At 70.4% G+C, this 24,428-nt stretch carries 30 protein-coding genes; 10 read left to right on the top strand and 20 right to left on the bottom strand.

Annotated features, from left to right (window positions below; all coding sequences use genetic code 11):
* The first annotated feature begins 184 nt into the window (after positions 1 to 184).
* Together dnaE and CHC05_RS38240 are read left to right on the top strand one after the other, a co-directional pair.
* Complete coding sequence (dnaE, locus tag CHC05_RS38245) at positions 185 to 3,727, top strand: DNA polymerase III subunit alpha (protein WP_089255552.1); 3,543 nt, start codon at positions 185 to 187, stop codon at positions 3,725 to 3,727.
* On the top strand, positions 3,724 to 4,044 hold the full coding sequence (locus CHC05_RS38240; protein WP_089255551.1) for a DUF6300 family protein: 321 nt from the start codon (positions 3,724 to 3,726) through the stop codon (positions 4,042 to 4,044). The genes dnaE and CHC05_RS38240 overlap by 4 nt, the downstream gene beginning before the upstream one ends.
* A gap of 108 nt (positions 4,045 to 4,152) precedes the next feature.
* Here CHC05_RS38240 and CHC05_RS38235 read toward each other — a convergent pair whose 3' ends face one another.
* Positions 4,153 to 5,094, bottom strand: coding sequence for a hypothetical protein (locus CHC05_RS38235; RefSeq protein WP_144022966.1), 942 nt, complete (start codon positions 5,092 to 5,094; stop codon positions 4,153 to 4,155).
* A gap of 226 nt (positions 5,095 to 5,320) precedes the next feature.
* Here CHC05_RS38235 and CHC05_RS41915 point away from each other — a divergent pair, with 226 nt between their 5' ends.
* Genes CHC05_RS41915 through CHC05_RS38225 form a run of 3 tightly spaced genes read left to right on the top strand, consistent with a single transcriptional unit; the run spans position 5,321 to position 6,256 of the window.
* On the top strand, positions 5,321 to 5,506 hold the full coding sequence (locus tag CHC05_RS41915) for a hypothetical protein (RefSeq protein WP_179266570.1): 186 nt from the start codon (positions 5,321 to 5,323) through the stop codon (positions 5,504 to 5,506).
* Positions 5,503 to 5,991 (top strand): DUF4231 domain-containing protein, encoded by a 489-nt coding sequence (locus tag CHC05_RS38230; RefSeq protein WP_218824816.1) that lies wholly within the window; start codon positions 5,503 to 5,505, stop codon positions 5,989 to 5,991. Before CHC05_RS41915 ends, CHC05_RS38230 begins: the two co-directional genes overlap by 4 nt.
* Before the next feature lie 28 nt (positions 5,992 to 6,019).
* Entirely contained in the window at positions 6,020 to 6,256 is a 237-nt protein-coding gene (locus CHC05_RS38225) for a hypothetical protein (RefSeq protein WP_089255548.1), read from the top strand.
* Positions 6,257 to 6,343: 87 nt separating this feature from the next.
* Here the strand turns inward: CHC05_RS38225 and CHC05_RS38220 are convergent, their stop codons facing one another.
* The 4 genes from CHC05_RS38220 to CHC05_RS38205 form a co-directional block, all read right to left on the bottom strand.
* Complete coding sequence (locus CHC05_RS38220) at positions 6,344 to 6,592, bottom strand: hypothetical protein (protein ID WP_089255547.1); 249 nt, start codon at positions 6,590 to 6,592, stop codon at positions 6,344 to 6,346.
* 217 nt (positions 6,593 to 6,809) lie between these two features.
* Positions 6,810 to 7,187, bottom strand: a complete 378-nt coding sequence (locus CHC05_RS38215; RefSeq protein ID WP_089255546.1) for a histone-like nucleoid-structuring protein Lsr2 — start codon at positions 7,185 to 7,187, stop codon at positions 6,810 to 6,812.
* 105 nt (positions 7,188 to 7,292) lie between these two features.
* A complete protein-coding gene (locus tag CHC05_RS38210; RefSeq protein WP_089255545.1) occupies positions 7,293 to 8,348 on the bottom strand; it encodes a hypothetical protein in 1,056 nt (351 codons plus the stop codon).
* The gene (locus CHC05_RS38205; RefSeq protein ID WP_089255544.1) at positions 8,345 to 8,536 is read right to left on the bottom strand and encodes a hypothetical protein; all 192 of its coding nucleotides are present in this window, start codon (positions 8,534 to 8,536) and stop codon (positions 8,345 to 8,347) included. Before CHC05_RS38205 ends, CHC05_RS38210 begins: the two co-directional genes overlap by 4 nt.
* Before the next feature lie 726 nt (positions 8,537 to 9,262).
* Here CHC05_RS38205 and CHC05_RS38200 point away from each other — a divergent pair.
* From CHC05_RS38200 to CHC05_RS38190, 3 genes are all read left to right on the top strand, one after another.
* Positions 9,263 to 10,033, top strand: coding sequence for a hypothetical protein (locus CHC05_RS38200; RefSeq protein ID WP_089255543.1), 771 nt, complete (start codon positions 9,263 to 9,265; stop codon positions 10,031 to 10,033).
* 110 nt (positions 10,034 to 10,143) lie between these two features.
* Positions 10,144 to 11,316, top strand: a complete 1,173-nt coding sequence (locus CHC05_RS38195; protein WP_218824815.1) for a S8 family serine peptidase — start codon at positions 10,144 to 10,146, stop codon at positions 11,314 to 11,316.
* A 111-nt stretch (positions 11,317 to 11,427) separates the two neighbouring features.
* Positions 11,428 to 11,694, top strand: a complete 267-nt coding sequence (locus CHC05_RS38190) for a hypothetical protein (RefSeq protein WP_089255541.1) — start codon at positions 11,428 to 11,430, stop codon at positions 11,692 to 11,694.
* A gap of 170 nt (positions 11,695 to 11,864) precedes the next feature.
* Here CHC05_RS38190 and CHC05_RS38185 read toward each other — a convergent pair whose 3' ends face one another.
* The 15 genes from CHC05_RS38185 to CHC05_RS38115 all read right to left on the bottom strand — a co-directional run bounded on the left by CHC05_RS38185 (position 11,865) and on the right by CHC05_RS38115 (position 22,704).
* A complete protein-coding gene (locus CHC05_RS38185) occupies positions 11,865 to 12,281 on the bottom strand; it encodes a hypothetical protein (protein ID WP_089255540.1) in 417 nt (138 codons plus the stop codon).
* Between the two features lie 196 nt (positions 12,282 to 12,477).
* Positions 12,478 to 13,905: a hypothetical protein gene (locus CHC05_RS38180; protein WP_179266567.1), complete on the bottom strand. Its 1,428-nt coding sequence runs from the start codon at positions 13,903 to 13,905 to the stop codon at positions 12,478 to 12,480.
* Positions 13,902 to 14,837 carry a hypothetical protein gene (locus CHC05_RS38175; RefSeq protein WP_089255538.1) on the bottom strand — a complete coding sequence of 312 codons (936 nt, stop codon included), beginning with the start codon at positions 14,835 to 14,837 and terminating at the stop codon, positions 13,902 to 13,904. The genes CHC05_RS38180 and CHC05_RS38175 overlap by 4 nt, the downstream gene beginning before the upstream one ends.
* Positions 14,838 to 15,004: 167 nt before the next feature.
* Positions 15,005 to 16,213 carry a tyrosine-type recombinase/integrase gene (locus CHC05_RS38170; protein ID WP_245871434.1) on the bottom strand — a complete coding sequence of 403 codons (1,209 nt, stop codon included), beginning with the start codon at positions 16,211 to 16,213 and terminating at the stop codon, positions 15,005 to 15,007.
* On the bottom strand, positions 16,210 to 16,596 hold the full coding sequence (locus CHC05_RS38165; RefSeq protein ID WP_144022965.1) for a hypothetical protein: 387 nt from the start codon (positions 16,594 to 16,596) through the stop codon (positions 16,210 to 16,212). Before CHC05_RS38165 ends, CHC05_RS38170 begins: the two co-directional genes overlap by 4 nt.
* Positions 16,597 to 16,649: 53 nt before the next feature.
* Entirely contained in the window at positions 16,650 to 17,453 is an 804-nt protein-coding gene (locus tag CHC05_RS38160; RefSeq protein WP_089255535.1) for a hypothetical protein, read from the bottom strand.
* The gene (locus CHC05_RS38155) at positions 17,453 to 18,418 is read right to left on the bottom strand and encodes a hypothetical protein (RefSeq protein ID WP_089255534.1); all 966 of its coding nucleotides are present in this window, start codon (positions 18,416 to 18,418) and stop codon (positions 17,453 to 17,455) included. Before CHC05_RS38155 ends, CHC05_RS38160 begins: the two co-directional genes overlap by 1 nt.
* A complete protein-coding gene (locus CHC05_RS38150; protein WP_089255533.1) occupies positions 18,411 to 18,773 on the bottom strand; it encodes a hypothetical protein in 363 nt (120 codons plus the stop codon). Before CHC05_RS38150 ends, CHC05_RS38155 begins: the two co-directional genes overlap by 8 nt.
* Positions 18,774 to 18,994: 221 nt before the next feature.
* Positions 18,995 to 19,417, bottom strand: a complete 423-nt coding sequence (locus CHC05_RS38145) for a hypothetical protein (RefSeq protein ID WP_089255532.1) — start codon at positions 19,415 to 19,417, stop codon at positions 18,995 to 18,997.
* A complete protein-coding gene (locus CHC05_RS38140) occupies positions 19,414 to 19,854 on the bottom strand; it encodes a hypothetical protein (protein WP_089255531.1) in 441 nt (146 codons plus the stop codon). The genes CHC05_RS38145 and CHC05_RS38140 overlap by 4 nt, the downstream gene beginning before the upstream one ends.
* A complete protein-coding gene (locus CHC05_RS38135) occupies positions 19,851 to 20,348 on the bottom strand; it encodes a hypothetical protein (protein ID WP_089255530.1) in 498 nt (165 codons plus the stop codon). The genes CHC05_RS38140 and CHC05_RS38135 overlap by 4 nt, the downstream gene beginning before the upstream one ends.
* 154 nt (positions 20,349 to 20,502) lie before the next feature.
* The gene (locus CHC05_RS38130) at positions 20,503 to 20,871 is read right to left on the bottom strand and encodes a hypothetical protein (RefSeq protein WP_089255529.1); all 369 of its coding nucleotides are present in this window, start codon (positions 20,869 to 20,871) and stop codon (positions 20,503 to 20,505) included.
* Between the two features lie 16 nt (positions 20,872 to 20,887).
* A complete protein-coding gene (locus CHC05_RS38125) occupies positions 20,888 to 21,697 on the bottom strand; it encodes a hypothetical protein (protein WP_089255528.1) in 810 nt (269 codons plus the stop codon).
* A 45-nt stretch (positions 21,698 to 21,742) separates the two neighbouring features.
* Complete coding sequence (locus tag CHC05_RS38120; protein ID WP_144022964.1) at positions 21,743 to 22,195, bottom strand: DUF4262 domain-containing protein; 453 nt, start codon at positions 22,193 to 22,195, stop codon at positions 21,743 to 21,745.
* Between the two features lie 5 nt (positions 22,196 to 22,200).
* Complete coding sequence (locus CHC05_RS38115) at positions 22,201 to 22,704, bottom strand: hypothetical protein (protein ID WP_144022963.1); 504 nt, start codon at positions 22,702 to 22,704, stop codon at positions 22,201 to 22,203.
* A 111-nt stretch (positions 22,705 to 22,815) separates the two neighbouring features.
* Here CHC05_RS38115 and CHC05_RS38110 point away from each other — a divergent pair, with 111 nt between their 5' ends.
* Together CHC05_RS38110 and CHC05_RS38105 are read left to right on the top strand one after the other, a co-directional pair.
* Complete coding sequence (locus CHC05_RS38110; RefSeq protein ID WP_089255525.1) at positions 22,816 to 23,916, top strand: hypothetical protein; 1,101 nt, start codon at positions 22,816 to 22,818, stop codon at positions 23,914 to 23,916.
* 59 nt (positions 23,917 to 23,975) lie between these two features.
* The gene (locus CHC05_RS38105) at positions 23,976 to 24,314 is read left to right on the top strand and encodes a hypothetical protein (RefSeq protein WP_089255524.1); all 339 of its coding nucleotides are present in this window, start codon (positions 23,976 to 23,978) and stop codon (positions 24,312 to 24,314) included.
* The last annotated feature ends 114 nt before the right edge of the window (positions 24,315 to 24,428 follow it).

Here is a 24,428-nt window from a genome sequence, read left to right as displayed (position 1 = left end):
CCAGCAGGCCCTCGCAAGAGACCGACCTGCCCACTGAGCGTTGTCCGGGCGCCAAGACCGGGGTCGCCTGCGGGCCACGACCGGGGTCGCCTGCGGCCTCTGGAGTGTCATTCAACCGCACACCGCGACGGCCACCCCTTGGCCGCTAGGCTGGTTCGCTGGTCGGCGGGACAGGGGTGACAGAGTGGCAGACTCGTTTGTGCATCTGCATGTGCACACTGAGTATTCAATGCTCGACGGCGCTGCGAGGCTTAAGGAACTCCTGGCCGAGGCAAAACGGCTGGGGATGCCCGCCGCGGCGATCACGGACCACGGCAACATTCACGGAGCGTACGACTTCCACCAGCAGGCTGTTGCCGCCGGCGTTACGCCGATCATCGGGGTCGAAGCGTATGTCGCGCCCGACTCGCGGTTCAACAGAAATCGCGTTAAATGGGGCCGGCCTGAACAGAAGCGGGACGATGTCGCCGGCAGCGGCGCCTACACCCACATGACCATCTGGGCGCGCAACCCGACGGGCCTGCGCAACATGTTCAAGCTGAACTCGCGAGCCTCCATCGAAGGACAGTTCGGCAAGTACCCGCGCATGGATCTCGACCTGATCGCGGAGCACGCAGAGGGCATCATGGGCACCACCGGCTGCCCATCCGGCGCGGTGCAGACCCGGCTGCGGCTCGGACAGTTCGACGAGGCGCTCAAATCCGCCGCGACGTACCAAGATGCCCTCGGGAAGGAGAACTACTTCCTCGAGATCATGGACCACGGCCTGCCGATCGAGCGCCAGGTCCGCGATGGCCTGTTGGAGATTGGCAAGAAGCTCGGCATCCCGCCTCTAGTCACCAACGACTCCCATTACACCCACGAGGCGCAAGCCGAGGCCCACGACGTGCTGTTGTGCGTGCAGACGGGCAGCAACATCGCGGATCCAGACCGGTTCCGGTTCGACGGGAACGGCTACTTCATCAAGTCCGCCGAGCAGATGCGGGCAGTCGACAGCTCCGATGCGTGGCAGGAGGGCTGCACCAACACGCTTCTGGTCGCGAGCCGGGTCGAGCCGTACGCCGAGGTGTTCGCCGAGAAGAACCGTATGCCACTGTTTCCGGTGCCCGATGGTGAGACGCAGATGTCCTGGCTGCGCAAGGAAACCCTGGCAGGAATGTCTCGCCGGTTTCCCGCCGGAATCCCGCCGGAGCACCTCGCCCGATGCGAGTACGAGCTCGGCATCATCGAGCAGATGGGCTTCCCGTCCTACTTCTTGGTCGTTGCCGACCTGCTGCGCTTCGCTCGGGAACGAAAGATCCGGTACGCGCCGGGCCGCGGCTCGGCGACCGGATGCGACGTGGCCTACGCCTTGGAGATCATCGAACTCGACCCGATCCACCACGGGCTGATCTTCGAGCGGTTCCTCAATCCCGAGCGCATCTCGATGCCTGACATCGACCTCGACTTCGACGAAAGTCGGCGCGGCGAAATCATCCGGTACATGACCGACACGTACGGCAGCGACAATGTCTGCCAGATCGTTACCTTCGGCACGATCAAGGCCAAGGCTGCCGTCAAGGACGCCGCCCGTGTGCTCGGCTACCCATTCGCTGTCGGCGACAAGATCACGAAAGCCCTACCGCCGGACGTCATGGGCAAAGGCATCCCGCTGGCCGGCATCTTCGACCCTTCACATAAGCGCTACCACGAGGCTGGTGAAGTTCGAAGCCTGTACGAGCAGGATGCCGACGTCAGAAAGGTCATCGACACCGCGCGGGGGATCGAGGGGCTGATCCGCCAAACCGGGGTGCACGCGGCCGGCACCATCTTGTCCGGGGATCCCTTGCAGGACGTGATCCCCGTGATCCGCCGCCCCGACGACGGGACCATCATCAGCGGCTGGGACTACCCGGCCTGCGAATCGCTCGGCCTTCTGAAGATGGACTTCCTCGGCCTGCGCAATCTGAAAATCCTTGACGACGCGGTGAACAACGTCCGCGCCAACCATGACCCAAACTTCGAGCTGTCGGCTCACCATGGCTGGCTCGAAGACGCCGAGACCTACGAGATGCTGGCCACCGGCGAGACCCTCGGGGTGTTCCAGCTTGACGGCGGCCCGATGCGTGCCCTGCTCAAGTCGATGGCCCCGACAGCGTTTACCGATATCGCGGCCGTTCTCGCCCTCTACCGACCCGGCCCGATGGCGGTCAACGCTCACAACGACTACGCCGACCGCAAGAACGGCCGCAAACCAGTCGTGCCGATCCACGAGGAGCTGCGTGAGCCGCTCGCCGACATCGTCGACGAGACCTATGGGCTGATCGTCTACCAGGAACAGGTGCAAAAGGCCGCTCAGCGCGTCGCCGGATACTCGCTGGGCGCAGCCGACCTGCTGCGCCGCGCCATGGGCAAGAAGAAGGCGGACATCCTCGAGAAGGAGTTTGTCAACTTCAGGGCCGGGATGAAGGCCAACGACTTCTCCGACGAAGCGATCCAAGCGCTGTGGGACGTATTGCTGCCGTTCTCCGGCTACGCGTTCAACAAATCTCATACCGCCGGTTACGGCATCATCAGCTACTGGACCGCCTACCTAAAGACCCACTACCCGGCTGAGTACATGGCGGCCTTGCTGACAAGCGTCGGTGACGACAAAGACAAGATGGCAATCTATCTCAACGAGTGCCGCCGCATGGGCGTAACCGTCCTGGCGCCGGACGTGAACGAATCCACCGGCCCCTTTACTCCAGTCGACGGGAAGATTCGCTTCGGGCTGAATGCGGTACGGAACATCGGCGCCAACGTTGTAGATTCGATCATCCTGTCTAGGGTCGACAAGGGTCGTTTCACCTCGTTCAACGACTTCATCGAAAAGATCGACGTCGTGGCATGCAACAAGCGCGTGATTGAATCCCTGATCAAAGCCGGTGCGTTCGACTCGCTCGGCGCCACCCGCAAAGGCCTGCTTGAGAAGCACGAGATGGCCGTGGATGTCGCCGTGGACGTCAAGAGGAAGGAAGCGTACGGCCAGTTCGACCTGTTCAGCGAACCCTCCACCGCAGGAGCCCCCGCGACCGGGGTCGGCTTGCCAGCCGACTACTCCACCAGCGAATGGGACCGCAAGACCAAACTCGCCTTCGAGCGAGACATGCTTGGTCTTTATATCTCCGATCATCCACTCGCCGGCGCCGAGCGGTCGCTGAAAAAGGTAGCCGACACGGTAATCGCCGAACTCAACGAGGAAACTCCGGAGCGGCAACCCGTCGTGCTCGCAGGGCTGATATCCGCTGTCGAGCGCCGAGTCACCAAAGAAGGAAAAATCTGGGCGATAGTCAAGCTCGAAGACCTTACCGGCAGCATCGACGTGCTCTTCTTCGCCAAGACCTACGAACTGTTCGGCCATGAGCTCGTCGCCGATCGAATCGTCGCCGTGCAAGGTCGAGTCAACCATCGCGACGGGGCCGTAAGCATCTTTGGCTCGGATCTGAAGATTCTCGAACTATCCGACAGCGACCTCGCCGAACACCCGCCAATCAAACTCATCATGGACGTGGCCCGGGTCAACGCGGTGCTCGTCAACGATCTAAAACACGTACTGCAGGGCTACCCAGGCAAATCACCGGTACACGTCAAGTTGCGCAACGGCGCCCGGGTCACTGAGCTTCAGCTTGCCGTCCGGGTCGAGCCGTCACCGGCGCTCAACAGCGAACTCAAGGGCTTACTCGGGGCAGGATGCCTAGACTCATGACCGCCATCGCCAGCAACGGCAACCGGTGCCCGGTCTGCGACACTGAGATCATCCTCGCCGCAGACCGGCCGCATCCCCGGTTCCCCGCTGCGATGTACCGACAGCACCTGTGCCCGGTCTGCCACCGTGACGATCCCGCGGCAAGTGGCCTGCTAGCGTTCTTCGCGGTCCACCCGATGATCGAACTATCCACGTCCAGCACGTTCGCCGCCTTGTTCCAGGAATGGCTCGATCGCGTGCCGGACCCGCCAATGGTATCGGACGAGGATTTCGATGCCGACGTGGAAGCGTGGCACCGAGGCGATTTTGACGCATGAACGGCGGCCCGCACCGCGTTTTCGCAGCCGTCGTCATTGTCAACCTGCGGTAGATCAGTGGACCGCCCTCGCGCAGCAGGTTGGGGCTGCTGAAGGGGATCATCGTGGCTAATCGCCATGCGAGGAGGTATAGAGAACGACAAGGGTGCGGCGGACGCCGGCGTCCATCATGGCCTTGGCGCGGTGGCGGCCGCCGACGTATCCGATCGGCCGATGTGTCTCGATCGGCTCGACAAACAGGCTCTCCAGCGCTTCGAGCGACCAGCCTTCGAGGCGATGGTCGGCTGTGGCGTGGCTGAGCACGTAGGCGGCGACGTCCTCGACCTCGACTCCGTGGCGCAGGGCTGCGGTTGCTGTCGCGATCGCCATACGAGAGACCTCGTGCCAGTCGCCGCGGTGGTACCAGCAGCAGCTCCGGCCGGTGTGGGTGGGCCTGAGCTGCCGGCCGACCCGATGCCACCATCCCAGCCCCACGCGCATGCACGGCCGCTGGTCGGTTTCGAGGTCGGGGCGGGGGAGCAGCGCGACCAGCGCGGTGGTGTATCGCAGCTGAGGCTCTGGCTCGGGCGGTCGGGGTAGGAAGCCGCTGCCGCGGCCAAGGTCGACCGGTGCGCTCACCAGCTCGGCCAGGTCGCCCGGGGCGAGCCGGGCGCCCCACCGGGGCGGGCTGCCCACCTGGTGCGGGCCGGTGACGTCGAAGGCCGCGTGGCGAAGGTCGTCCGCAGCGTCTTCGCGTAGCAGTTGGTGCTGGATCCAGATCGGGGGCGTCGGGTCGTCGGTGCAGTGCCGCTGCCAGACGGCCTCGACGTACCGCTCGGCGCGATTTATCAGCGAGGCACCCTCACCGGCCGTCTGGGTGACGACGGCGACCGGGCGCAGTCCCAGCTGGGTGAAGAGTTGCAGGCGGAACGTCGAGGGCGGGTAGCCGTGCCGCTGGAAGACGAACATGTGGTCGTCAACGATCCGCTCTCGGGCGCCGGAGTGCTCGGCCAGGAGCCGCTGCACCGCCGGTGGCCGCGCGTCAGCGGGTTGGTCTTCGCGCATCACCATGAGTTTGATGATGCCGTGGTGGTACGACACCGTGTGGGCCGCCGACCTGTGGGAAAGGTGGCGCCGTGGTCGACTCCGACGAGCCTGACCCGCTCACCGAGCAGCCTCGCCCATTCGTGTTCGCCAGCGCCCAATCATCCACCTGGGACGACGCGAAAGTCCTACCCCGGTCCGGCAGACCTCCGAGCCCGGCGGCGCTAATGTGACCGCGACAAAGGGGGCACCCGTGACCGAAGAGATCCGCCGGGTCGAAGCCTGGGACTACGAGCCCGACGAGCGCCGCAGCCGATGGGACACCGACCTCGACACCTCAACCACCCCAAGCAGCCTCATCGACAACTGGTCAGGGACCGAGGCCGAGCCCGCCCAGACGCCCACCGAGCCTGCCGAACAGCCCGGCAACGACAGTTGACCAACCCGACCGTCAAAGCGCTAGGCGAGAAGCAGTACCTCCAAGGCGTGCAAGCCGAGATCGCGAAGGTCAGCGCCTACTCTGCTCGGCAAATCCGCCGCCACCGCTGGTCGGCCGTCGTGGTCGTGGTCGCCGGCGCGTCCGTGCCGGTGCTCGCCGCGTGGGACGTGATCCCCACGGTTGTCCTCGGAGCGCTTGGCGCGGTCGCTGCGGCCTCCGGCGGGATCGCCCAGATCATGCAGTGGCAGTCGTCCGGCGTGACCGCGATGAAGGTGTCCAACGCCCTCGAGCGCGAGCTGAACCTGTTCCTGATGGTCGCCGGACCGTACGCGACCAGCCGCACCTTCGAGATGTTTGTCGAGCGGATCGAGGCTATCCGGGACGTCGCCGATCAAGGCTTCCTGGAGACGTGGCAGCGGGGAACGGCGCAGGTCGAGGGAAGCCAGCCGGTCCAAGCGGTGGAATCTGGGCAAACGGCGACGTAATCGCTGCCGACGTGCCCATGATCGGGGCGTGCCCAAGGTCGACATCCCCTGCGTAGGCGGCCCGCTCAACGGTCGCCTCATGGAGGTCGACGTGGACGACGACGGCTACCCACCAGCGATCGTGAGCGAGACCGATTTGTTCGTCGCATACGGCGGCGAACTCTTGGACGCGGACACCTCGGGCCACTACGAGATCGAATCGGTCGGGCCGCCCGGGACGCGCCCGTGGCACTACATCTGGGTACCCCGGGGAGCCTTCACCTAGCGGACGAACCCGGGGCGCCGACGTCGTAACGCGGTGGGCCACAGACGGGGCCGGGCAAGTCTCGCGCGGATCCGCAGCCTTCTGCCATTAACGGAAGGGCCACAGGCGCCGACCGCCGCGGCTGGGTGCCGAATGTTCGTCGTCGCTGACGGCGGACGAGAGCTCGTACGCCTTTGTCTCCCCGAACCACACCTCTCGGACCCGGTAGCCATGAGCGCGTGCCCACTCGATGGCGTCGGCGGGTCCGAGGACCGCGATCTGCCTCTCCTGGCCGAGGTCGAGTCTGGTGAAGATCTGCCGGAAGCCTTGGGTTGGTTCCCACCCGTCACGTTCCATCGCTCGATCTTGTCTTGGTGCAGGTGGCGCTGGCGATCGGTCAGGCGTGTCCACGTTGCTGGCCGTTACGCGGAGGTCACGGTTCGTTCACGCCGTGGGGCTCAGGTGAAAAGGGGACTGTGCCTTCGCCGTTCGGGGGAGCGGGCACGATCGAGGGATGCCGTTCCGCTGTCGGCGCCGATCGTCCATGGTCGCGGTGGACCGCCAGAGCTACCGGTTAAGAACTGAACACCGCCGCCGGGGGCCTACGAGAGGCTCGGGTGTTGTACTCGTCGACGACAGACCGGCGGATGCGGCCGCGGGCGGGCAGCGGCTTGCCCTCGCTCTCGGCCCAGGCCCGGATCGCCTTGTCTTGCGACTCGTGGGCGCCGTTGCCGGTGCGGGCCTTCGTAGCGCGGCGGGCCGCCGCGGGGCCACGAGGGGTGACCTTCCGGCCAGCTCGCATGTAGAGGTCGAGGATTCCGCGGAGCTTGTCGGCGTTCTCCTTGGACAGGTCGATCTCGTAGTGGGTTCCGTCGAGGCCGAACGCAACTGTCTCGTCGGCATCGCCACCGGTCAGGTCGTCGAGGAGCTTGACCTCAGTCCTTTTTGCCACCCGGGCCGCCCGTTCGCATGAGATGTGAGGTTTGCTCGCGACATTACAAGCGCATCCGGCGCAGGGACAGACCGAGATCACCATTGCCCGTACGCGCGGCACGGATCAGAGGACGAGGCGCAGCTGGTCGGTGTAGGTCGGCTCGCGCAGGACCCGATGGATTGTCGGCACGGCGTGGTTTTGTAGGGCCTGGTCCACGATGGTGAACGTCGTAGGCATGACCTCGTGTCGTTTCCAGCGGCCACCAAAGTCGCTGATCATCCCGTTGGTTGGGTCTCGGTTGGCGTCGTGTTGACGGTCGACCAGACCGAAGGCGTGGAGCTGGCGGGCGCTGCGCCAGGTGTTCTCCTTGAGCCCGAACTGGCTCCCGCGGGTGGTTGACGCCGCGTAGATGCCGGTGTTGAGGTGGGTGAGCGGGAACTGCGCGCGCTTGAACGACAACGCGAGGAACGCCGCGATTTCGGTGTTGGTCAGGGCGAAGACCCACAGGCTGGTGAAGAAATGCCGGGAGATGCGCACCCCCGAGCCGCTCTCGGGCACGGTGTAGCGCGGCCGGTACACCGGTGTGCTGGCCTCGGACCGCAGCTGCAGGTGGTCGTAGTCGCGCCGAGCAGGCCGTCCTTTCTCGCGGCCGACGTGGACCAGACCGTGGGGGTCGTCGAGCACGCGTAACGCCTTTTTGATCTGTCTGGCGCGTAGGTCGGCGGCCTGCCGGTAGTCCGAGCTCGAGTCGGACAGGACTAGCTTCTGCCAGCTCTGGTAGCGCTCGTCCTCCACAGCCTCGATCGTGCGCCGCAGCCGGACCGTTTCCCCGGGAGCGAATCGGCACTGCGCGTCGAAGAGCATCAGCAGCTCCATGCGCAGCGGGAGCCCTTTGGCCGGCACGAGTCGGGCCAGGGCTGGTCCTCTGGGATCGTCGGGGTGCTGGACGATGAACGATGGCCGGAGGTAGATCCAATCCGGCCGGCGGCCCGCCTCGGTGGCGCCGCGGCGTCCCCCGGTGTTCCACAGGTGCTCCAGGTTCTGCTGGACCTCGACGTGCAGCGGCGTGCTGCCGGCCGGCCCGTCGCTCGCGCTCTGCAGCCGGTCGTTGATCGCGCTGCGCGGTGGCCGCGACGCACGTGGTCGCCCCGGCGCAGGCGCGGTTGTCGCGTCCGTCATCGCCTGCTCCGACCTGCGTAGCGGGTGAGTTGGGACAGCACGTCGAGGCAATGGCGGCGGGTGCGCGGTTTGCGCGCTGCCAAGGCCAGCAGGGCCACCAAGACCACGCCGGCTGGCAGCACCAGCGCGGGGAGTATGGCCAGCAGGGCCGTGGCGGCCCATCCGGACTGGTCGTCGACGCCCAGCATGTGCGAGTCTCCCTACGTTCGGCAGAGTCCCCGCTCGCCGCTTCTTCCTACGGTCGAGGCGAGCGGGAGGCTCGTCTACCGGCCTGCCGATCAGCGGGCCCGACAGCAAGAGTGCCGTGCTCCGGCCTAGGTGTCTCGCCGCTGATCTTGAGGTGGCTGAGCGGGCTGACCACACCAGAACTACTGGAGCCTACGAAGCAGCAGTTCTGGTGCGGTCAGCGGGTCGTTGCGAGAGCGCGCACAGAGATTTCGATCGAGCCGGTGTCGGCGGCGCCGTCCACGTTGGGCATCTCGAGCAACGCCGGGGTAGTCGCCTACTCGGGCACCTCGCCCACAGTGGGCGCCCTGGCCGCGAGGGTCATTCGTCTCCGCGGGCGCTGTGACGGTCGCCGCGATCCGGGTCAGGTGGAGCGGACCTGGCTAGGGGTGAGCTTGACCGCGACGCGAGACACGCCCCTGTAAGTTTCGCGGGAAGCCAAGCAACCGTCCAGATCAGACGGGCCGGCCCCCGGCGCCGGCGCCCCATCGTGGAGGCGTCGCCGTGGGCGCCTGGCGCACTCCTACCATTGACCAGCACGGCGCCGCCGTAGTCAGTCCGGACCGCTCGCTCACCGTTCGCCCGGTGCCGTCCCCGGCCGAGGGTCGGTCATCAACGGCCCGCCGGCCTACACGAGGTCGACACCATCGGCACACGACCCGCACCGACGAGGGAAAGAGCAGCCCCCGATGAACGACCAGCCGGACCCGACCGCTCTGCCGCCGCGGGTCAGTTCAGCCGCGCACGAGGCCGCCGAGCTGCTCTTCGCCGCGCTCGGCCCGGACATGAGCGCGCGGCCGCGCCCTGAGATCGAGGCCTTGTGGTTCGCCGCCAAGCTCCTGGCCGCGGCGGCCGGCGACCTCGACTTCCCGGACAAGCCCGTCGACGAGCAGCGCCGAGAACGGTGGGAGGAGGTCGCCAGCAGCGCCGCATACATCACGGACAAAGCGTTGACGGTGGCAGCTGAGGGCCTGAGCATGGAGCGGGCCAGCGACCGGCTGGGAAACCTCGACGCGATCGAGCAGGAAGTGGCCACCACCGCCCGCGCGTACGCCGGCGTCGTGGAGCTCACCCCACCTGACTTCACGGACACCGGACGGCTCCTGACCGTGGCCATCAGGGCGGACCTGCGCAGAACCATCAGGGTCACCGCGAGCCGCGGCGTGAACCCGATGCCACGCCAGCACACCGCGGCGACCCTGCTGCGCACCTCCCACCACTTGCATCAACTCGGCAGAGCGCTCGGCGAGCTTGTCCTCGAGCCCGTCGCGGACGGCATCCCGATGTGCGGGCCGGCGGGGCACGAGGTCACCTGCCAGATCTGCGCGCGCATCGTGGGCGCCGACGTCGCGCGGACCATCGAGGTCGCCACGCCCTTATCCCGCAAACTCACCGTCTGCTCCACCACGTGCGCCAGGGCGGCTAACGCCGGCGAGTACGCCGAGACCGACCACCGCTGACCCGCTCGAGGGGCGAACCCTGGCGCCGTTCGTCATTAGACTGCCGCCGCAGCACGCATGACGACCGATATCCACGGCCGTCAGCACGGGGGATGAGGCGGTTCATGATCATGCGTAATCGGTTCAGGCTCGTCGCACGTGGCACGGCGGCCGTCACGGTCGGCGTGCTTTCGACGCTCGTCGCGGCGCCAGCCGCGCGCGCCGCCGACAACGTGCGCGAGCTCTCCTGGCACCTCGACACGTTCAAGATCGACCGAGTTCACCGGATCAGCCAAGGCACCGGCGTCGTCGTCGCTGTCATCGACAGCGGCGTCAACGCCAACCACCGGGACCTGCGGGGCCAGGTTCTGCCGGGCAAGGGGTTCGCGCCCGGAGTCGGCAACGACGGCCGCACCGACGTCGACGCCGAGGGCAGTCACGGCACCTCGATGGCCAGCATCATCGCAGGCAAGGGCGGCGGCGCTGATCACATGTTGGGCATCGCGCCGAAGGCCAAGATCCTGCCGGCGAACGCCGGCGCCGGCAGCAACGGCCAGGGCTCGCAAGCGCTGGTCCAGGCCATTCGTTGGGCGACGGAGCAGAAGCCGGGCGTGATGAACCTGTCCCTCGGGACCGACGCGACGGGCACGCCGGACCCAGAGCTGCTCGATGCCATCGCCGATGCCGTGCGGAACGACATCGTGGTCGTCGCGAGCGCCGGCAACAGCGGCGCAGACGTCGCCGCCACCGCCAAGGCGCCGGGCGTCATTGCGGTGAACGCCGTCGACCCCGACAACGAGGTGTCGCCGCTGACCAACCACGGCCCGTCGCTGGCGATCGCGGCGCCGGGGGCAAAGATCCCCGTCGCCGTCAACCGCGGCGCCACCAACTACGCCTACGTGACGGACGCCGCGACCAGCCCCGCGGCCGCGATGGTGTCCGGCGTCGCCGCCCTGGTGCGCGCCCGCTACCCCGACCTCGACGCCGCCAACGTCGTCAACCGGCTCCTCAAGACAGCGACCGACCTTGGGCCGAAGGGCCGCGACGAGTCGTACGGCTACGGCGTAGTCAATCCCCTCGGCGCCCTCACCGCCGACGTCGCCACCGTCGACCACAATCCCCTTGGCACGCCGACGGCCGCCACAGCGTTCGCTAGTGACCCCGCAGTTGCGGAGGTCCGGGACCGGGCAGATACCGGCAACGGCTTCCCGACGCTGGTCGTCGCGATCGTCATAGCAGCTGTTGTGATCCTTGTGCTCGCCTTCGGTGTGGCTATTCTCGTGCGCGGCAGATCTAGGACGTAGCCGCACCAAAGCTGAGCAGATGGTCCAACGGTGGCGGGACCACGGTATCGTCCCGTCTCTCTGTCCCGTCCCGGTCGCGCGAAGGCTGCGCGTTGAGTTGAGGGGTGGCCAATGGTAGAGCCGCGCTGGCGCCAGCGGTTGTCGTGGAAATATCTGACGAGCGCGCCCGACGGAGAGGACGAGGCACCGAGGAGCACCGATGATCTTCGGCTGCAGACGGCCGTCCGGGCGTTGTTGGCCTTGAGCGTCATCATGGCCATCACGGCGACGCTTGATGAGTTCGGCGTGAACAAGGTTGTGCGCTTCGTTGTTAGCTCCGTGCTGTGCGGTTTGGCATTCGACCGGCTGCGGGTGTGGCATCGCGGGAAGCGAACGTAGCAGAACCCCGCTACCAGATCTCCTCCCGCGGGATCCGAGCGGGCGTCCAGCAGGATTGCCGGCTTTCCGTGCCGGGTCGCTTTTCGAAACCCCGCCGGAGTCCCGTGAGGCGCCTCCGGAAGGCGCCACCGCCGGCAACAGCGATCCCGGTGCGGGCACGACGACGAAGGCTACATCGGTGATGGGTACCAGGGCCGCCAATCGCCGGTTACGCCATCGCGCAGTTGCCGTTCGTACGCCTCGACCTGCGCGTCCAGAGTGGTCACCATCTCGGCGTGCCTGACCGGGTCGAAGGGCTCCCACTCCGGTGCCGAAAAGTCGACCGCGTCGGGGCTGTCGTGCACCGTGCAGTGCTGCTCCAGCCAGCGTCGGACCGTCGCGTCGTCGAGTCCGCCGCAGTCGTAAACGGTGATGAGCCCTCGGTCCGAGCGCAACTGCGTCCAGCCGGCCATCTGGCTGGTTTCGACGGCGTTCCGACAGCGCCGCCTCTTCTGGACGACGCGGGCAATGCACCGCAGCTCGATCATCCCGTCGGGCAGGTACCAGATTCGGTCTCCGAGCTGGACGAGGTCAGGGCGTCGGGACATGTCCGCGACGGTAAACGACGCTGTCCGCTGCCGGGCGAGGGGACACGCGGGCGCAGGGCTGGCTCCCTCCGTCGGGTCCAACCACGTGCGGGGTCAGCGGCCCCCATGGCGCGGCGCACTTAATTCGGCGCGGCTCCGACCTGGGCGCTCGGAGCGCCGAGCCCCATGGGTCACATCACGAGGGGCACGTCCCTGTTCACGCTGTTGTAGGGGCAGCAGCGTCTGTCTGCTGGTCGGTGCGGAGCAGCAGGCGTTGCAGCTGGCCACCAGCGACGAGATCGGCCAGATGTGCTGCGTAGACAGAGAGCTCAACCGCCGCTGGCTCGAGCGATGGCGTCGCCGGTGGTTGTCGCCGGCCGCGGCCGCGGCGCTGGGCTGCGGGCGGGCTGGCGGCGAGCGCCGCCGCGCGGCGGGTGGCGAGTTCGGCGTCGATGCCGGGTAGACCGGTGGTCAAGACGGGCAGATCAGCCGGTCGGCCGTCGTGATCGAGGGGGAGCGGTTCAGCGGCAATGACGGCCGATGTTGGCTCGTGGCCGGCGATGCAGGCGCAGATCGCCGCGATCGCCGCCGCGGCGTGCCGAGCGGCTGAGGTCCGCACGAGGGCACGCAGGACCGGCTCGTGCTCCGCGAGCAACGCGGTGCGCTGGCGCCAGTGGTCTGCGTCGAGAGCGTCGGCCGCGGCCCGCAGCACCTCGCGGTGTGCGGCCTCAGCGCTGACCGGCGGCGTCTGGTCGGTAGGACAACGGGGCGCCTCGTGGCGGGCACCATCCCGCTGCAGCTCTTCACGCCGGGCGATGACGTCGTCGAGGCGCTGCCGCAGCGACCATGCCACGCTGCCCAGTGCGGACAGGTGTTTGTCGACCTCGCCGGGCCACGTGAGCCGCCCGGTCGGGTCGGGGGCCCGTACCGCCGGGTACACGCGGGCGTAGGTGGCGAAATGCCGCCGGTAGTGGTCGCGGCCGGCATCGTTGAGCGCCCAGCCCGGCGCGCCCGCGACGGCATACTTCCAGCGGGATGCCGTCTGCGCGGTGAGGGCCACCCGCTCGATCAGCGGCCCTGTCTTTCGCCCCTCGAGGTATTGCCAGGCGGACCATCGGGTGTCGGCGGGGACGCCGCCAGGCCCAGCCCGCCACAGCTCGACAATGACCTCCCACAGCCACTGCGAGACGAGGCCGCGCGGTGGCCGACCGGCGTTGCGGTCGTCGACGCCGCTGGTCCGGGCAACTCGCCGACCGCGGGTGGTCATCCGCAGCGATAGCAGCCGGACCTGTGGCTGCCACCACCGCTCCGAGCCCTGCGGAACCTCCTCCAGGCGCTGGTCGACCAGGCCGAGATCGGCGAGCTCGGCCGGGGCGGTCAGCAGTCGCCTGCTGCGTCGGGTGGTCGCGTCCAGAGCGGCGCGCACCTTGCCGGGCGGAGCGCCGGGTCCGGCATCGACGTACCCGAACCGGTGCCACCGCCATTCCTCAGCAGGCCGACGCCGCCGGCCGTCGGACCACGCGTCCCGCTCGTGCGCCTCTGCCGCCTGGTCAAGCACGTACGTCGCAAGAAGCAGCTCCTGCTGGACCCGGTTCAACGTCGCCCACTGCTGTGACGGCGGCGGCGCCGTCCTGCTGCCGGTCACCGGTCCCACCGACGATCCTCTTCCGCGTCCCGGGCGTCCCGAGCGGCCTCGGCTGCCTCGTGGGCGGCGATCTGTTGCCGCAGCGCCTCCAGGCGGCCGGCGCCATGGCGTAGCCGGTCGGCCTCGACCGTGAGTTGCTGGCGCAGTCCGGCGTCGTTGACGAACGACGGCACCGTCTCGGGTGTGCCGTCAGGCCCAGCGGGGGTGTCGGTGATCAGGTCGGCGACCTCTCCGAGCAGCCGCACGTAGGCGGCGAGCGCGCTGACGGCGTCAGCGCGGGCCAGGGCGTCAAGCGCGCGCTCGGCCGCTGGCCACGGCACCGTCGTGGCCGGGACCGGCCGCCCCTCGGCGACGACCACGGCCCCCAGCTGCACGCCGGGAACGAGCCGCCCGTACTCCCGGACCCGGCCGTCGTCCTCGATGACGTCGACCCCGTCAGGGTCCAGCAGGTTGACGCTCTTCACGGTCGTCGCGGTGGCCGTCGGGACGTCCGGGGGCAGGTCGGGGTCGATGTGGATGGTCTCGGCGACGCTGACCGGCGTGTGGGCCGGTAACGCCGCCATCAAAGCGGCAAGGTCACCCGCGGTGTCGACCTCGCGGCCGACCCGGTCCAGCACCTCGGTGACGGCCCGCGCCGCGGCGGTCTGCTGGGCGCCCAACTGCGCCCGGGTCAGCGGCGGTGGCCCTCCATGGCCGGCGCGGCTCGCTGGATCCCACGCCTCGGCGTCTTCGCCGCCGGCGTGTACCTGAACCCTCCACGCCGTCGCGGCCGGCGTCGCCGGCTTCCACTGGTTGGCGATCGTCCGGGCGATCCGCGCGGCGGTGAGGCGGTGGCCGCCGTCCAAATCCCAATCGGCGGTGTCGTCGCCGGTGTGCCGATCGATCTCCGCCGTGGCGGCGTCGAACTCGGTGACGGTGTACTGGTAGCGCATTGGCTCCCTCAAACGAGGTGCGGATGGGGCTGGTGCCGGCGGCCGGGCGCCGTTGGACGTCAGTCCCGTTCGAGCTCTTCGACGGTCAGGGGCTTGTCGTGCTGGGTTGCCGTGATGGGGTCCATGGTTCGGTTCCTGTCTTCTACTCAGCACTAAGGCGGAGGGGGTTAGCTGATCGGTGCTCCAGCGGCGGGTTCGTTTCGCTTCGCGGCGCGGCGCGTGGCCCGGCCCGATGCGAGAACGTAGGCGGGGTCGCGGTCGAGGTTCTCCCGGTCGCGGTCGTAGCGGCGGGTAGTACGGGGGTCGGCGTGACCCATGGCGTCCTGGACGTCCTCGAGCGCGACGCCGTACTGCTTGGCAGCGGTCGCGGATGCGTGTCGAAGCGAGTGCGGGGACAGCCGTGCCGCCGAGGGGATGCCGGCCTTGGCCGCGAGACGCCGGATCAGCAGGAAGACGTTCGGGGCGGCCAGTCGCCCGGTGCCGGCGGTGCCGGTCGCGAAAAGGGGACCGGCCAGCCTGTTCACGCTGAGCCCGGCGGCCGCCGCGCGGGCTTGGAGGTAGTCGTCGACGGCGGCGCCAGTGTCCGGTGGCATCGGTCGTTCGCGGGGCCGGCCGCCCTTGCCCACGAATCGCAGGGTGCGGTGGCTGGCGTTGTAACTGAGGTCGTCAACGTCGCGGGCGAGGGCCTCGTCGATGCGGAGACCGAGGTCGGCGAGGACGTGTAGCAAGGCCCGGTCGCGCATCGCGGCCAGGTACCTGGCGAGCAGGGTGGGGGATGGGTTGGCCCTCCAGCGGGCGGCCCGGTCGGCGGCCCGCGCGTCCGCTGCGGCGAGCAGCGCGTCGACCTCGTCGAGGGTGAGTCCCACGGTGGCCGACTCGTTGGGGACTTTCGGGCGTTTGACGCCGTCGAGTGGGTTCCGGGTGATCCGGCCGTCGGTGTTGACGACCAGGTACGTGTACCAGCTGGACACGGCTGCCAGCGCCCGGGCAACGGTGCTCGGTGCGGCCGCGCGGCCGGCGCGGCCGCGCAGCGACCGCCATACCCGGAATTGGCCGACGTCGGTGGGGCGGGCGGACAGCGGGTCGAGTCGTTCGGTTTCGCACCACTGCAGGTATACGGACAGGTCTCGCTGGTAGGCCTGCTCGGTCTTCGGTGACTCGGTCTCCAGCAGCCAGGCGACGGTCAGCCGGCGGATGCTGTACCGGCTGCCGTCGTCGGGCGGAAGGGCCGGCAGCCGGGCGACGTCGGCGCTGAGCCGGGCGACCCGCGCGCCGGCTGGATCCCAGTCCGCTGCGGCGCTCGACGCGGGCGCGCGACCCACCTCGTGCGGGTTCAACGCCATGGTGCCCGTCGGCCTGGGCGGGGTCGCCGTCATCGGCGGCCGCCGGGGACGACGCGGAGTCGCGGTGGCGGCACCGGCAGCCCGAAGCCTTCGCGGGCGGCCCGGTCCAGGTGCATCTGGCGTTGGGCGGCGCCGTCGCGGCAGGATTGCGGCAGGTCTCGGCAGGCCAGGAACTGGTCGCCGGCGGGGCCGCTGGCCAGGATGCGCAGGTCGACGTCGCGGAGCTGCCGCCAGGACCGTCCGGTGTAGTCGTGCCCGCACAGGCCACAGACCGGAACGCTGAGCTCATGCTCGGTGTGTAGCGCGGCCAAGGCGCGTCGCTCGTCGACGCGGGGCGTGGTCGTGTAACCGCACGAGCAGACCGCACGCCATCTCGCTCCGGAGGACGCGAACCCGGCGACCAGGTGCATCACCATCGGTCCAGCCGCCCCGTCTTGCCCCGGGCCGACTGCGGGACGATCGCCAGCCATCAGCGCCCACCAGCCAACGCGGCCGCAGGATCGACCATCGCGGCGGCGATCGCCTCGTCGGACAGGCCGGACCGGCGCGCGGCCACGACCGCACGCTGCTCGGTGCGGGAGAGCCCGGCGCGCAGGTCGGGGAGCACCGAGAGCAGCGCGACCGCGGCCGCCGGGCTGAGGTGGTCGTCGCCGATCGCCGCGGCGACAGCGGCCTGCAACGGCAACGGTGCGCCGCGCTCCCGCCACGCAACGGCGTGGTCCGCGTCGGCGTGCGGCGCGTACCGGGCGGACAGCACGGTCAGCGGCGCGAGTTCGGCGCCAGCCTGCGCGGCCTCGGCCAGGAGCCAGCCCAGCCCGCGATCGCGGACCAGGGACGCGACCATCTGGTCGTCGACGTAGCCGCCGGGATCGGCTGCCGTCGCCTCGGCCAGCAGACGCCGGGCAAGGACCTCCTGGAGTGGGTCATCGGGGCGGTCGGGGGAGTCGAGGTCGCGAAGCTCAGATTCGACCAGCCACAGCGGACCGGACCGGCTGCTGCCTCCGTCGAGGCGGCCGCGCCGGCCCGCGGCCGCGAGCCGGATCGCGGTCAGCGCGATCGCCATCATCGAGTGGCTGCGGTAGAGCCGGACCTGCGCGCCGGCCAGGTCAGCGGCGTCGACCAGCGCGCGGACGGTAGCCATGCCCGGCCCGTCGGTCCACTCCAGCCGCCAGACAGGACCGTTGTCATGGGTCGGCTCAACCGGCGCGCCGTACCGCTTCTCCAGCTCGCGGGCCAGGGTGCGTAGCCGCCGGGGGCGGTCGGTGCCCGTCATCAGCGCCCCGTATCGGGCGTCGCGCGGAGCGATCCGGGCGCGTCTGCTGCGGCCCGCCGCGCGTCCCGCGGTGGGTCTGCCGCGACGAACCGCCGGACGGCGGCGATCACCGCGTCGACCTCGTCCCACTGATCGGCCTGGCCGATCAGCGCCACGGCGATCACTTCGGGCGCCGCGCCGGGATGGGTCGCCAGCAGCCGCTCGAAGACCCCGGCCGCGACCTCTGTGGTCAGGTGCGGAGGTACACCGCGTACCCAGGAGGCGGCCCAGTCCCGCAGCGCCGCGCGCAGCGACGCGTTCGGGTCGGCCGGCGCCCGCGCCGGCTCGGGCTCGGCCGCCCGGGCGGCGACCGACGGCGACCCAACCAAGGTCGGCGGCGCGGTGATGACCGGCCGCCCGTCACGCAGCAGCAGGGTCAGCGGCCGCACCGGGACATGTTCCTCGACGGCACCCTCCGGAACGGAGCCGCCGGACCGGCGCGGGGCGTATTCGGCGGCGTACGCCCACGGCCACCCTTGAGCGATGTCGTCGTGGTGGGCGCGGCACCACAGGGAGCGGTCGGCGGCCAACACGATGTCGCCGGTCTCCCAGTGCTCCTCGGCGGCCAGGACCTCGCCGCTGACGACGTCCCGGTCAGCGACCGGCGCGAACCCGTCGGCGGTCCGGGCAAGCTCGGCGCCGCGGCCGCGTGCCCGGGGCGCAGCGGCGCCTGGCGCGATTGGCGAAGCGGGTGCCTGGTCGTGGGTGGCGAGCCAGTGTTCGCCGGCGTCGGTGAGCCGCCAGTAGTCCTGCTGCCCGCTGTGTTTGGCTTCCGCTGTGACGTAGAACAGCGTGGCCAAGCCGGCGCCGACCAGCTTGCCCAGGTGCCGGTTGGTGCTAATCGAGACGGTGTCGACGGTCCATTCACGGCGGCCGCAGCGGCGGGCGGCGTCGAGTAGGTCCGGTGTCGGCGCGAGCTCAACCATCGTTGGGGTCCCAATCCTGCGGTGCGGTGCGAGGCGGCGGTGGTTGCTCGGCTGCGCCGGCCGCGGGCAGGGCGAAGCGGAGCCGAGCAATCGCGGTCACGGCGGCCCCGTGCCGGTCCGCCTCGGCTGCCTCGGTCACCAGTTGACGCAAGGCGTGGGGGTCCGCGCTGCCGGCTTGGGCCGCCGACAGGGCCTGCGCGAGGTGCCGGGCGGCGGCCTCGAGCGCACGTTGCTGCCCCTCGCGGTGGCGGTCTTCCTCGGAGGCCCAGCCCTGCCGGACCAGATGAGGGGGAATCAGGGTCGACATGGCCTCGTGCTCTTCGTGCTGGCTGGCGCTTCGGTCGGTGTCAGCCACGGCGACCTGCCCACGCCGCCGCTCGTCGCAGGCCTCGCCGGGCGGCGGCGATCCGCGCGCGGTCGTGCGGCCACTGGTCAGACAGCCGACACGGGGTGGTCACGGCCGCGGTGAACAACGAGGCCATGATGATCCCGTACGCGAACGATCACGATGCATCGAGGCCTTCCTGGCGGGTCCCGGCGGACCGGGTGCGGCGGGCTTGGTCATCTTCGAGCGGGTCACCGTTTGAGGGCAGCTTTGGGGGGACGTGACAGAGCGTCGGCCGCCTCAAAGTGGCTCACAGCATCGGTGGGCCGGGCTGGGCCGTCCTGGTAGAGCCGGCAGGTGAGGCAGACGACCTGGTCGGCGGTGGCCGGCACGACGATCGGGGAGCCGCACCGTACGCAGAAGCAGGACGCGTCGCGCGGCAGGAAGTCCGCGACGGTCACGCGGTAATGGTGCAACGCGGGGCAGGCCAGCTCGACGGGCTCCCCGGGGTCGAAGTCGCCGCCGGCGGTGATCGCGTAGTCGACGCCGGTGCTGGTGGCCACGATGCCGCATTGCGGGCAGCGGGTGTAGACGGTGTCGATGTCCAGCCCGCCGTCCGGTCGGGTCTGGAAGCGGGGGACCGCGTCTGCGGGGATGAGGTCCATCGTGGTCACCGGGTCTCGTGTTGCGTGATCAGCCGGGCGAGCTGTGCCCGGCGGGCCTTCGCGGCCCGCACGGCGGTGGCGGCGGTGTGTCCCAGCGCGACGCCGATCTGCTGCCAGCCGATGCCGGCGGCGACCGCGGCGTCGATCAGGTCGAGTTCGCGACGCTCGGCGTGGTAGCGGGTCTCGTCGACCAGCGTCAGGCCGTCGAGCAGGTCCTGCGGGGTCGGGCGGGGGAAGGTCTGGCCCAGAAGCGGGTAGTGGATCTCTCCGGTCGGGGTCATGGTGGTGTACTCGTCGCCGCCGTTGGCGGCGTGCTCGGCGTGCGCGGTCACGGCGGCCCACAGCCGGTGAATCGGCTCGGCGGCGGCCACGCTGGTTTCGTAGCGGGCGCTGAGCCGGTCCCGGGTGGTCCACGGGTCGCGGTGGTCGTACCGCTCGCGGGTCATCGCTGCCCGCCCGGGCCGCCGTCGGGCGCGGCCGCCGCGGCCGGAGGCCCGTCGACGACGCCGAGGACCTTCGCGACGTAGTCGTAGGCCCTGGTGTGCTGCGGCAGGTCGGGCAGGTCGCGTTCGAGCTGTCGCTGACCGTCTGACCAGGTGGTCCAGATCGCGGTGACCTCGTCGGAGCTGAGCCCGGTAGCGAGGGTGACCTGCTCGGCGGTGGCGCCGCTGATCACCGCGTTGTGGATCCGGTTGGCGGTGATGCGGCCGAGGTGGTCGTGCAGGGCGCGGACGCTCGCGAGGTGCTCCAGCTCCAGCGGCAGCCGCGCGACGCGACGCGGCTCGCCGGGCGGGACGTCGAGCGCCAGGTCAGTGTCGCCGAGCCAGCGCACCACGTCACCGACCCTGCGGGCCAGGTGCAGCGGGTGCACCCGCTGCGCGTCGGCGTAGGTCACCGGGCGCGCCGGCGGGTCCGGGTACAGGTTGGGCAGGTCGGTCATTGGCCGTCTCTCCGGTGGGGACTGATCGTGGGCGCCGGCCCACGGGCTCGGATATCAATCTTCACCGGAGGGACCGGTGGTCTGGGGGATCGCCCGGGGTGTGGATCGGACCCGGACGGCGGGGTGCCGCTGGCACAACGGCCGTCGGTTTGACCTAGTCGCCACCGGGTGCCTCGGCGCCGGCGTCGACCGGGTCGAGAAGGTCGTCGGCCGCGGTGTCGTGGTCGGCGGCGGCGAGCAGGCGGGCCGCCTCGCCGAGGCGGTTCCGGGGCAGCAGGCCGCGCCCGTGCTGGTAGAGGAACGCGCCGTGGTCCCACCAGCCGAAGGGGTAGGCGGTCATCGACGAGCCGTGCAGGTCGACGTGGTCGAGGCGCGCGACGATGTCGCCGCGGTCCGGCTCGAGCGCGGCCACGTCGGCCGCGATCTCGTCGCGGTCGCCGACCGCCAAGGGCTGTTCGGTTCCGGTGCACCAGATGACGTACTCGTCGGCGTCGGCCGCCGGCCGGATGATGACGTACCCCACGGTGTCCCTCCTTCGCTTAGCGCGGGGCCGGCTCGGGCGGCCCGGCCCGACGCGCGGCCGCGGTGATGGCGGCTTCGGTGCGGACCCATTCGGCCCGCAGGTCGGGTAAGAGCGCGAGCAGTGCCGCCCCCGCCGCGGCGGGCGGGTCGTCGTCGGCTAGGGCGAGGGCGACGGCGGTGTGTAGCGGCAGGGGTTGGGCCCGGTGGGCCCAGGCGACCGCGGCGCCGGCGTCGGCGTGCGCGGCGTAGCGGGCGGACAGCACGACCAGCGGCGGCACCGTCGCGCCGTTGGCGATGACCTGTTCGACGAGCCAGCCGACGCCGCGCGTGCGGATCAGGTCGACGGCGGTTTCCGTCGCGTCCAGCGGCACCGGGCTGCCGCCGGGCACCCACCGTTGCGGCCGCGTCGCTTCCCAGTCGGCTCGGGCCGTCTTCGCTTTCGCGATGGCCGTGGCGACGAGCAGCTCTGCCAGGGCGTCCTGCAGCGCGTCGGTACCACGGTCGGGGTGGTCCAGATCGAGGGCCTCCCACTCGACGATCTCCTGCGGATGGCGCCCACCGTCGTGGCGGCCCAGCTTTCCCGCGGTCTTCATCCGGATCGCCGTGACCGCGATCGCCTTGGTCGAGTAGCGCCGGTACAGGCGAAGGTCGGCGCCGGCCAGATCGGCGGCGGCCGCCAGCGCGCGCACGGCTGGTTCGCCGGGCCCGTCCACCCAGTCCAGCTGCCACCTCGCGCCGGTGTCGTACGAGACCTCGAAGCGGCCACCGAAGCGCTGCTCCAGCCGGCGGGCGAACAGGCGCACCTTCCGGGCGCGGTCAGCGGCCACCGTCGTCCTCCGTCCCCGCACGCGGCGCCAGCAGGTCGGTGGCCATCAGGCGTGGACCGGCTGGGCGTCGCCGAGCGACCAGCGGTCATCGCCCGGGTAGTGGCCGTGTAGGTCCGGCCACACGAGCTGCAGCGCGCGCACGGTCCGGTCGGGGTAGAGACGGTGGGCGGTCGTGACCGGTGCGGTGGGCGCGTCGACGACCCGCAACGGGACCGAGGCGATCTCGTCGAGGGCCTCGCCCGGCCGCAGTTCGGCGCCGAGGCTGCGGTGGGCCGCCGTGTTGAGCAGGTGGCCGGCGATGTCGGCCGGTAGTCCGCAGACGATCAGCTCGGGCAGGCCGGCGGCGGTCAGGCCGACGGTGTAGGCGAACGGCGCCCCGTTCCCGCCCCGGGCCGGGAAGACGCTCTGGACCATCCAGCCGTGCTCGGCGATGACCCGCAGGTTGTGCTGGTCGGCGGCGTCCCGCGCGCCTGCGTCGCCGTGGTGCGTGCCGGCCATCGCGGTCACCCCTGGTTTGGGGTGGCGGCGGTCGCGGCGAGCACCGCGCGGGCGAGCTGGCAGCGCGAGTCGGTCGCGAAGTAGGTGTCGGGCATGGCGAGCTGGGCGATGTCGAGCAGGCCTTGGGCCAGCGCCGCTACGGCGGCCGGCGAGGCGGCGTCGCCGTCCGCGATGCGGCCGGCGACCGCGAGGTTGTGCTCGCGCGGGTCGTCCGGGTCATGGGGAACAGTGTCGGCCGCGTCGAGGGGCCCGGTGCCGACGCTGATCGTCGGCCGGATGGTGCCGTCCTGGGCGTCCTGCCCGCGCAGCTGCCGGGCGATGCGGGCCGCGGTCGCGGCGAGCGTGTCCAGGTCGTGGGCGGCGCCGTCCCCGTCGCCGGCGGCGAGGTGGTGGTCGAGCGCCCGCAGCCGGGCGTCCATGCTCGCGCGCAGCGAGGGGTTCAGCCACAGCGGGCCGGCCGGGGTGTCGTCGGGCGGGCCGGGTTCGGAGGAGCCGGGGGTCATCGTCACGTCCATAGGATAACAGTCATTATCCTATGGAGACAGTCCGGCTAGATTATCTTTTTTGATAATTTTTAAGTGTTATTTTTTCTTGGAAAGATTTAATGTAGGCTGTCCAGCGTGACCGTCGAGACCATCGTGACCGCCGATTCCCGGCGACGGCCGTGCGCGTACCCGCCCTGCGGCCGGCTGCTCCCGCCGTACGCCGGGCGCGGCCGCCCGGTGAAGTTCTGCCCGGACGACCCGAACCCGCGCTGGCCGGACGGCAAGACCTGCCAGCAGATGGACGCCGCGCGCAAGTCCGCCGAGCGCGCCACCGGGCTCGACGTGCCCCTGGATGGCTTCCGCGGCGCGGCCGGCCCCCTGGTCGAGGCCGCGGCCGCCCTCGCCGACCAGCTCATCGACACGGTCACGCTCGTGCGCGCCGTCGACGGCGGCGCCCTGGCCCGCATCGCCGACGCCGAGCAGGCCATGGGGGAAGCGCTCGCCCGGGCCGAGGCCGCCGAGCGCGACCGCGACCAGGCCGACCGCGACCGGCACCAGGCCGACACCGAACGGGCCCGGGCCGTAGCCACTGCGGCCGACGCCGAGCGGCGCGCCGAGGCCGCCCGCCGCGACGCCGAGCGGCGCGTCCGCGAGGCCACCGACCGGCTCGCCGACCTCGAACGCCAACACGGCCAAGCCCTCGCCGCGGCCGAGGCCGCCCGGGCCGCGCAGGCCGACCAGACCCGCCGCCGCGAGATCGCCGACCAACGCGCCGCGACCTTCGAGACCGAACTCGCCGCCGTCCGCGCCCACCTCGACGCCACCCGCGCCGACCTCGACACCGCCCGGGCGCAGACCACCGCCGAACACGACCAGCGGATCGCGGCCGAGCACCAGCTCGAGCGCACCGACGCCCGCAACAGCGACCTGACCACCCAGATCGCACAGACCCAGGCCGCCCTCGACACCGCGACCACCGACCGCGACCAGGCCACCGCACGGGCCCGCGCCCTCACCGACCAGCTCGCCGTCGCCGAGGCCGCGCTCGAGGAGGCCGACGCCGACGCGCGCCGCCACGCCGAGGAGCTGACCGGCCGGGCCACCGCCGCCGAAGCGCAGCGCGACGACGTCGAGCGGCGCTACCAGGCCCTCGTCGCCGCCCTGGCCGCCGGCGGTTTCACGCCTCAAACCGCGGGCGAGGACGACCCGCAGCCGTCGACGGGCATCGACCGCTGAGCGTGACCAGCGCCGTCATCGTCTAACAGCCGACCGACGCGCACGACCTGTTCGAGGCCGTGCTGACCATCGCCGGCTACCCGGCGGCCGCGCCCCGACACCACACCACCGTCAGCGGCGTGACGCTGCTGACCGCCGAGGAGTTCCGGGGCGCGGCCGCGCACGTCGCGGTGCAGTTCGATCCCGAGCACCGCCGATCGGTCACCGACGAGGAGACCGACCCGGACGCCACCGTGCTGCTGGTCTTCACCACCACCGGCACCGACCACACCGCCGACGCCGCGGTACACCACCGCCTCGTCGACGCGATCGGTGCCTGGCTCACCGGCCGGCACCTGCCCTGGTCATGGAGATTCGAGGATGACGTCTGGACCGTCGGGCACACCAGCCGACCGTAGCCACTCTCCGGCGGTGACCTGGTCAACCGGGAACCGCCGCCGTCACCGCTAAACGAAGCGCCTCGACCAGCACGGCCTGCCGCCAAGGAGATGGCGGCCCCGCGGCGCATGGCG

Origin of the sequence: Asanoa hainanensis (assembly GCF_900188485.1) — a bacterium.
Taxonomy (GTDB): Bacteria; Actinomycetota; Actinomycetes; order Mycobacteriales; family Micromonosporaceae; genus Asanoa; species Asanoa hainanensis.
Note: the sequence above shows the minus strand (reverse complement) of the source record. Positions and strands in the feature narration are given on the sequence as shown.

Bases quoted from the DNA above. Each gene is read 5' to 3' on its own strand.
- CHC05_RS38160 (WP_089255535.1), bottom strand. From the start codon at position 17,453: ATGACGGGCACCGACCGCCCCCGGCGGCTACGCACCCTGGCCCGCGAG.
- CHC05_RS38235 (WP_144022966.1), bottom strand. From the start codon at position 5,094: ATGGTGATGCGCGAAGACCAACCCGCTGACGCGCGGCCACCGGCGGTG.
- CHC05_RS38240 (WP_089255551.1), top strand. From the start codon at position 3,724: ATGACCGCCATCGCCAGCAACGGCAACCGGTGCCCGGTCTGCGACACT.
- CHC05_RS38120 (WP_144022964.1), bottom strand. From the start codon at position 22,195: ATGGCCGGCACGCACCACGGCGACGCAGGCGCGCGGGACGCCGCCGAC.
- CHC05_RS38220 (WP_089255547.1), bottom strand. From the start codon at position 6,592: ATGGAACGTGACGGGTGGGAACCAACCCAAGGCTTCCGGCAGATCTTC.
- CHC05_RS38185 (WP_089255540.1), bottom strand. From the start codon at position 12,281: ATGTCCCGACGCCCTGACCTCGTCCAGCTCGGAGACCGAATCTGGTAC.
- CHC05_RS38210 (WP_089255545.1), bottom strand. From the start codon at position 8,348: ATGACGGACGCGACAACCGCGCCTGCGCCGGGGCGACCACGTGCGTCG.
- CHC05_RS38140 (WP_089255531.1), bottom strand. From the start codon at position 19,854: ATGACCCGCGAGCGGTACGACCACCGCGACCCGTGGACCACCCGGGAC.
- CHC05_RS38170 (WP_245871434.1), bottom strand. From the start codon at position 16,213: ATGACGGCGACCCCGCCCAGGCCGACGGGCACCATGGCGTTGAACCCG.
- CHC05_RS38155 (WP_089255534.1), bottom strand. From the start codon at position 18,418: ATGGTTGAGCTCGCGCCGACACCGGACCTACTCGACGCCGCCCGCCGC.
- CHC05_RS38135 (WP_089255530.1), bottom strand. From the start codon at position 20,348: ATGACCGACCTGCCCAACCTGTACCCGGACCCGCCGGCGCGCCCGGTG.
- CHC05_RS38195 (WP_218824815.1), top strand. From the start codon at position 10,144: ATGCGTAATCGGTTCAGGCTCGTCGCACGTGGCACGGCGGCCGTCACG.
- CHC05_RS38205 (WP_089255544.1), bottom strand. From the start codon at position 8,536: ATGCTGGGCGTCGACGACCAGTCCGGATGGGCCGCCACGGCCCTGCTG.
- CHC05_RS38175 (WP_089255538.1), bottom strand. From the start codon at position 14,837: ATGCGCTACCAGTACACCGTCACCGAGTTCGACGCCGCCACGGCGGAG.
- CHC05_RS38165 (WP_144022965.1), bottom strand. From the start codon at position 16,596: ATGGTGATGCACCTGGTCGCCGGGTTCGCGTCCTCCGGAGCGAGATGG.
- CHC05_RS38200 (WP_089255543.1), top strand. From the start codon at position 9,263: ATGAACGACCAGCCGGACCCGACCGCTCTGCCGCCGCGGGTCAGTTCA.
- CHC05_RS38190 (WP_089255541.1), top strand. From the start codon at position 11,428: ATGGTAGAGCCGCGCTGGCGCCAGCGGTTGTCGTGGAAATATCTGACG.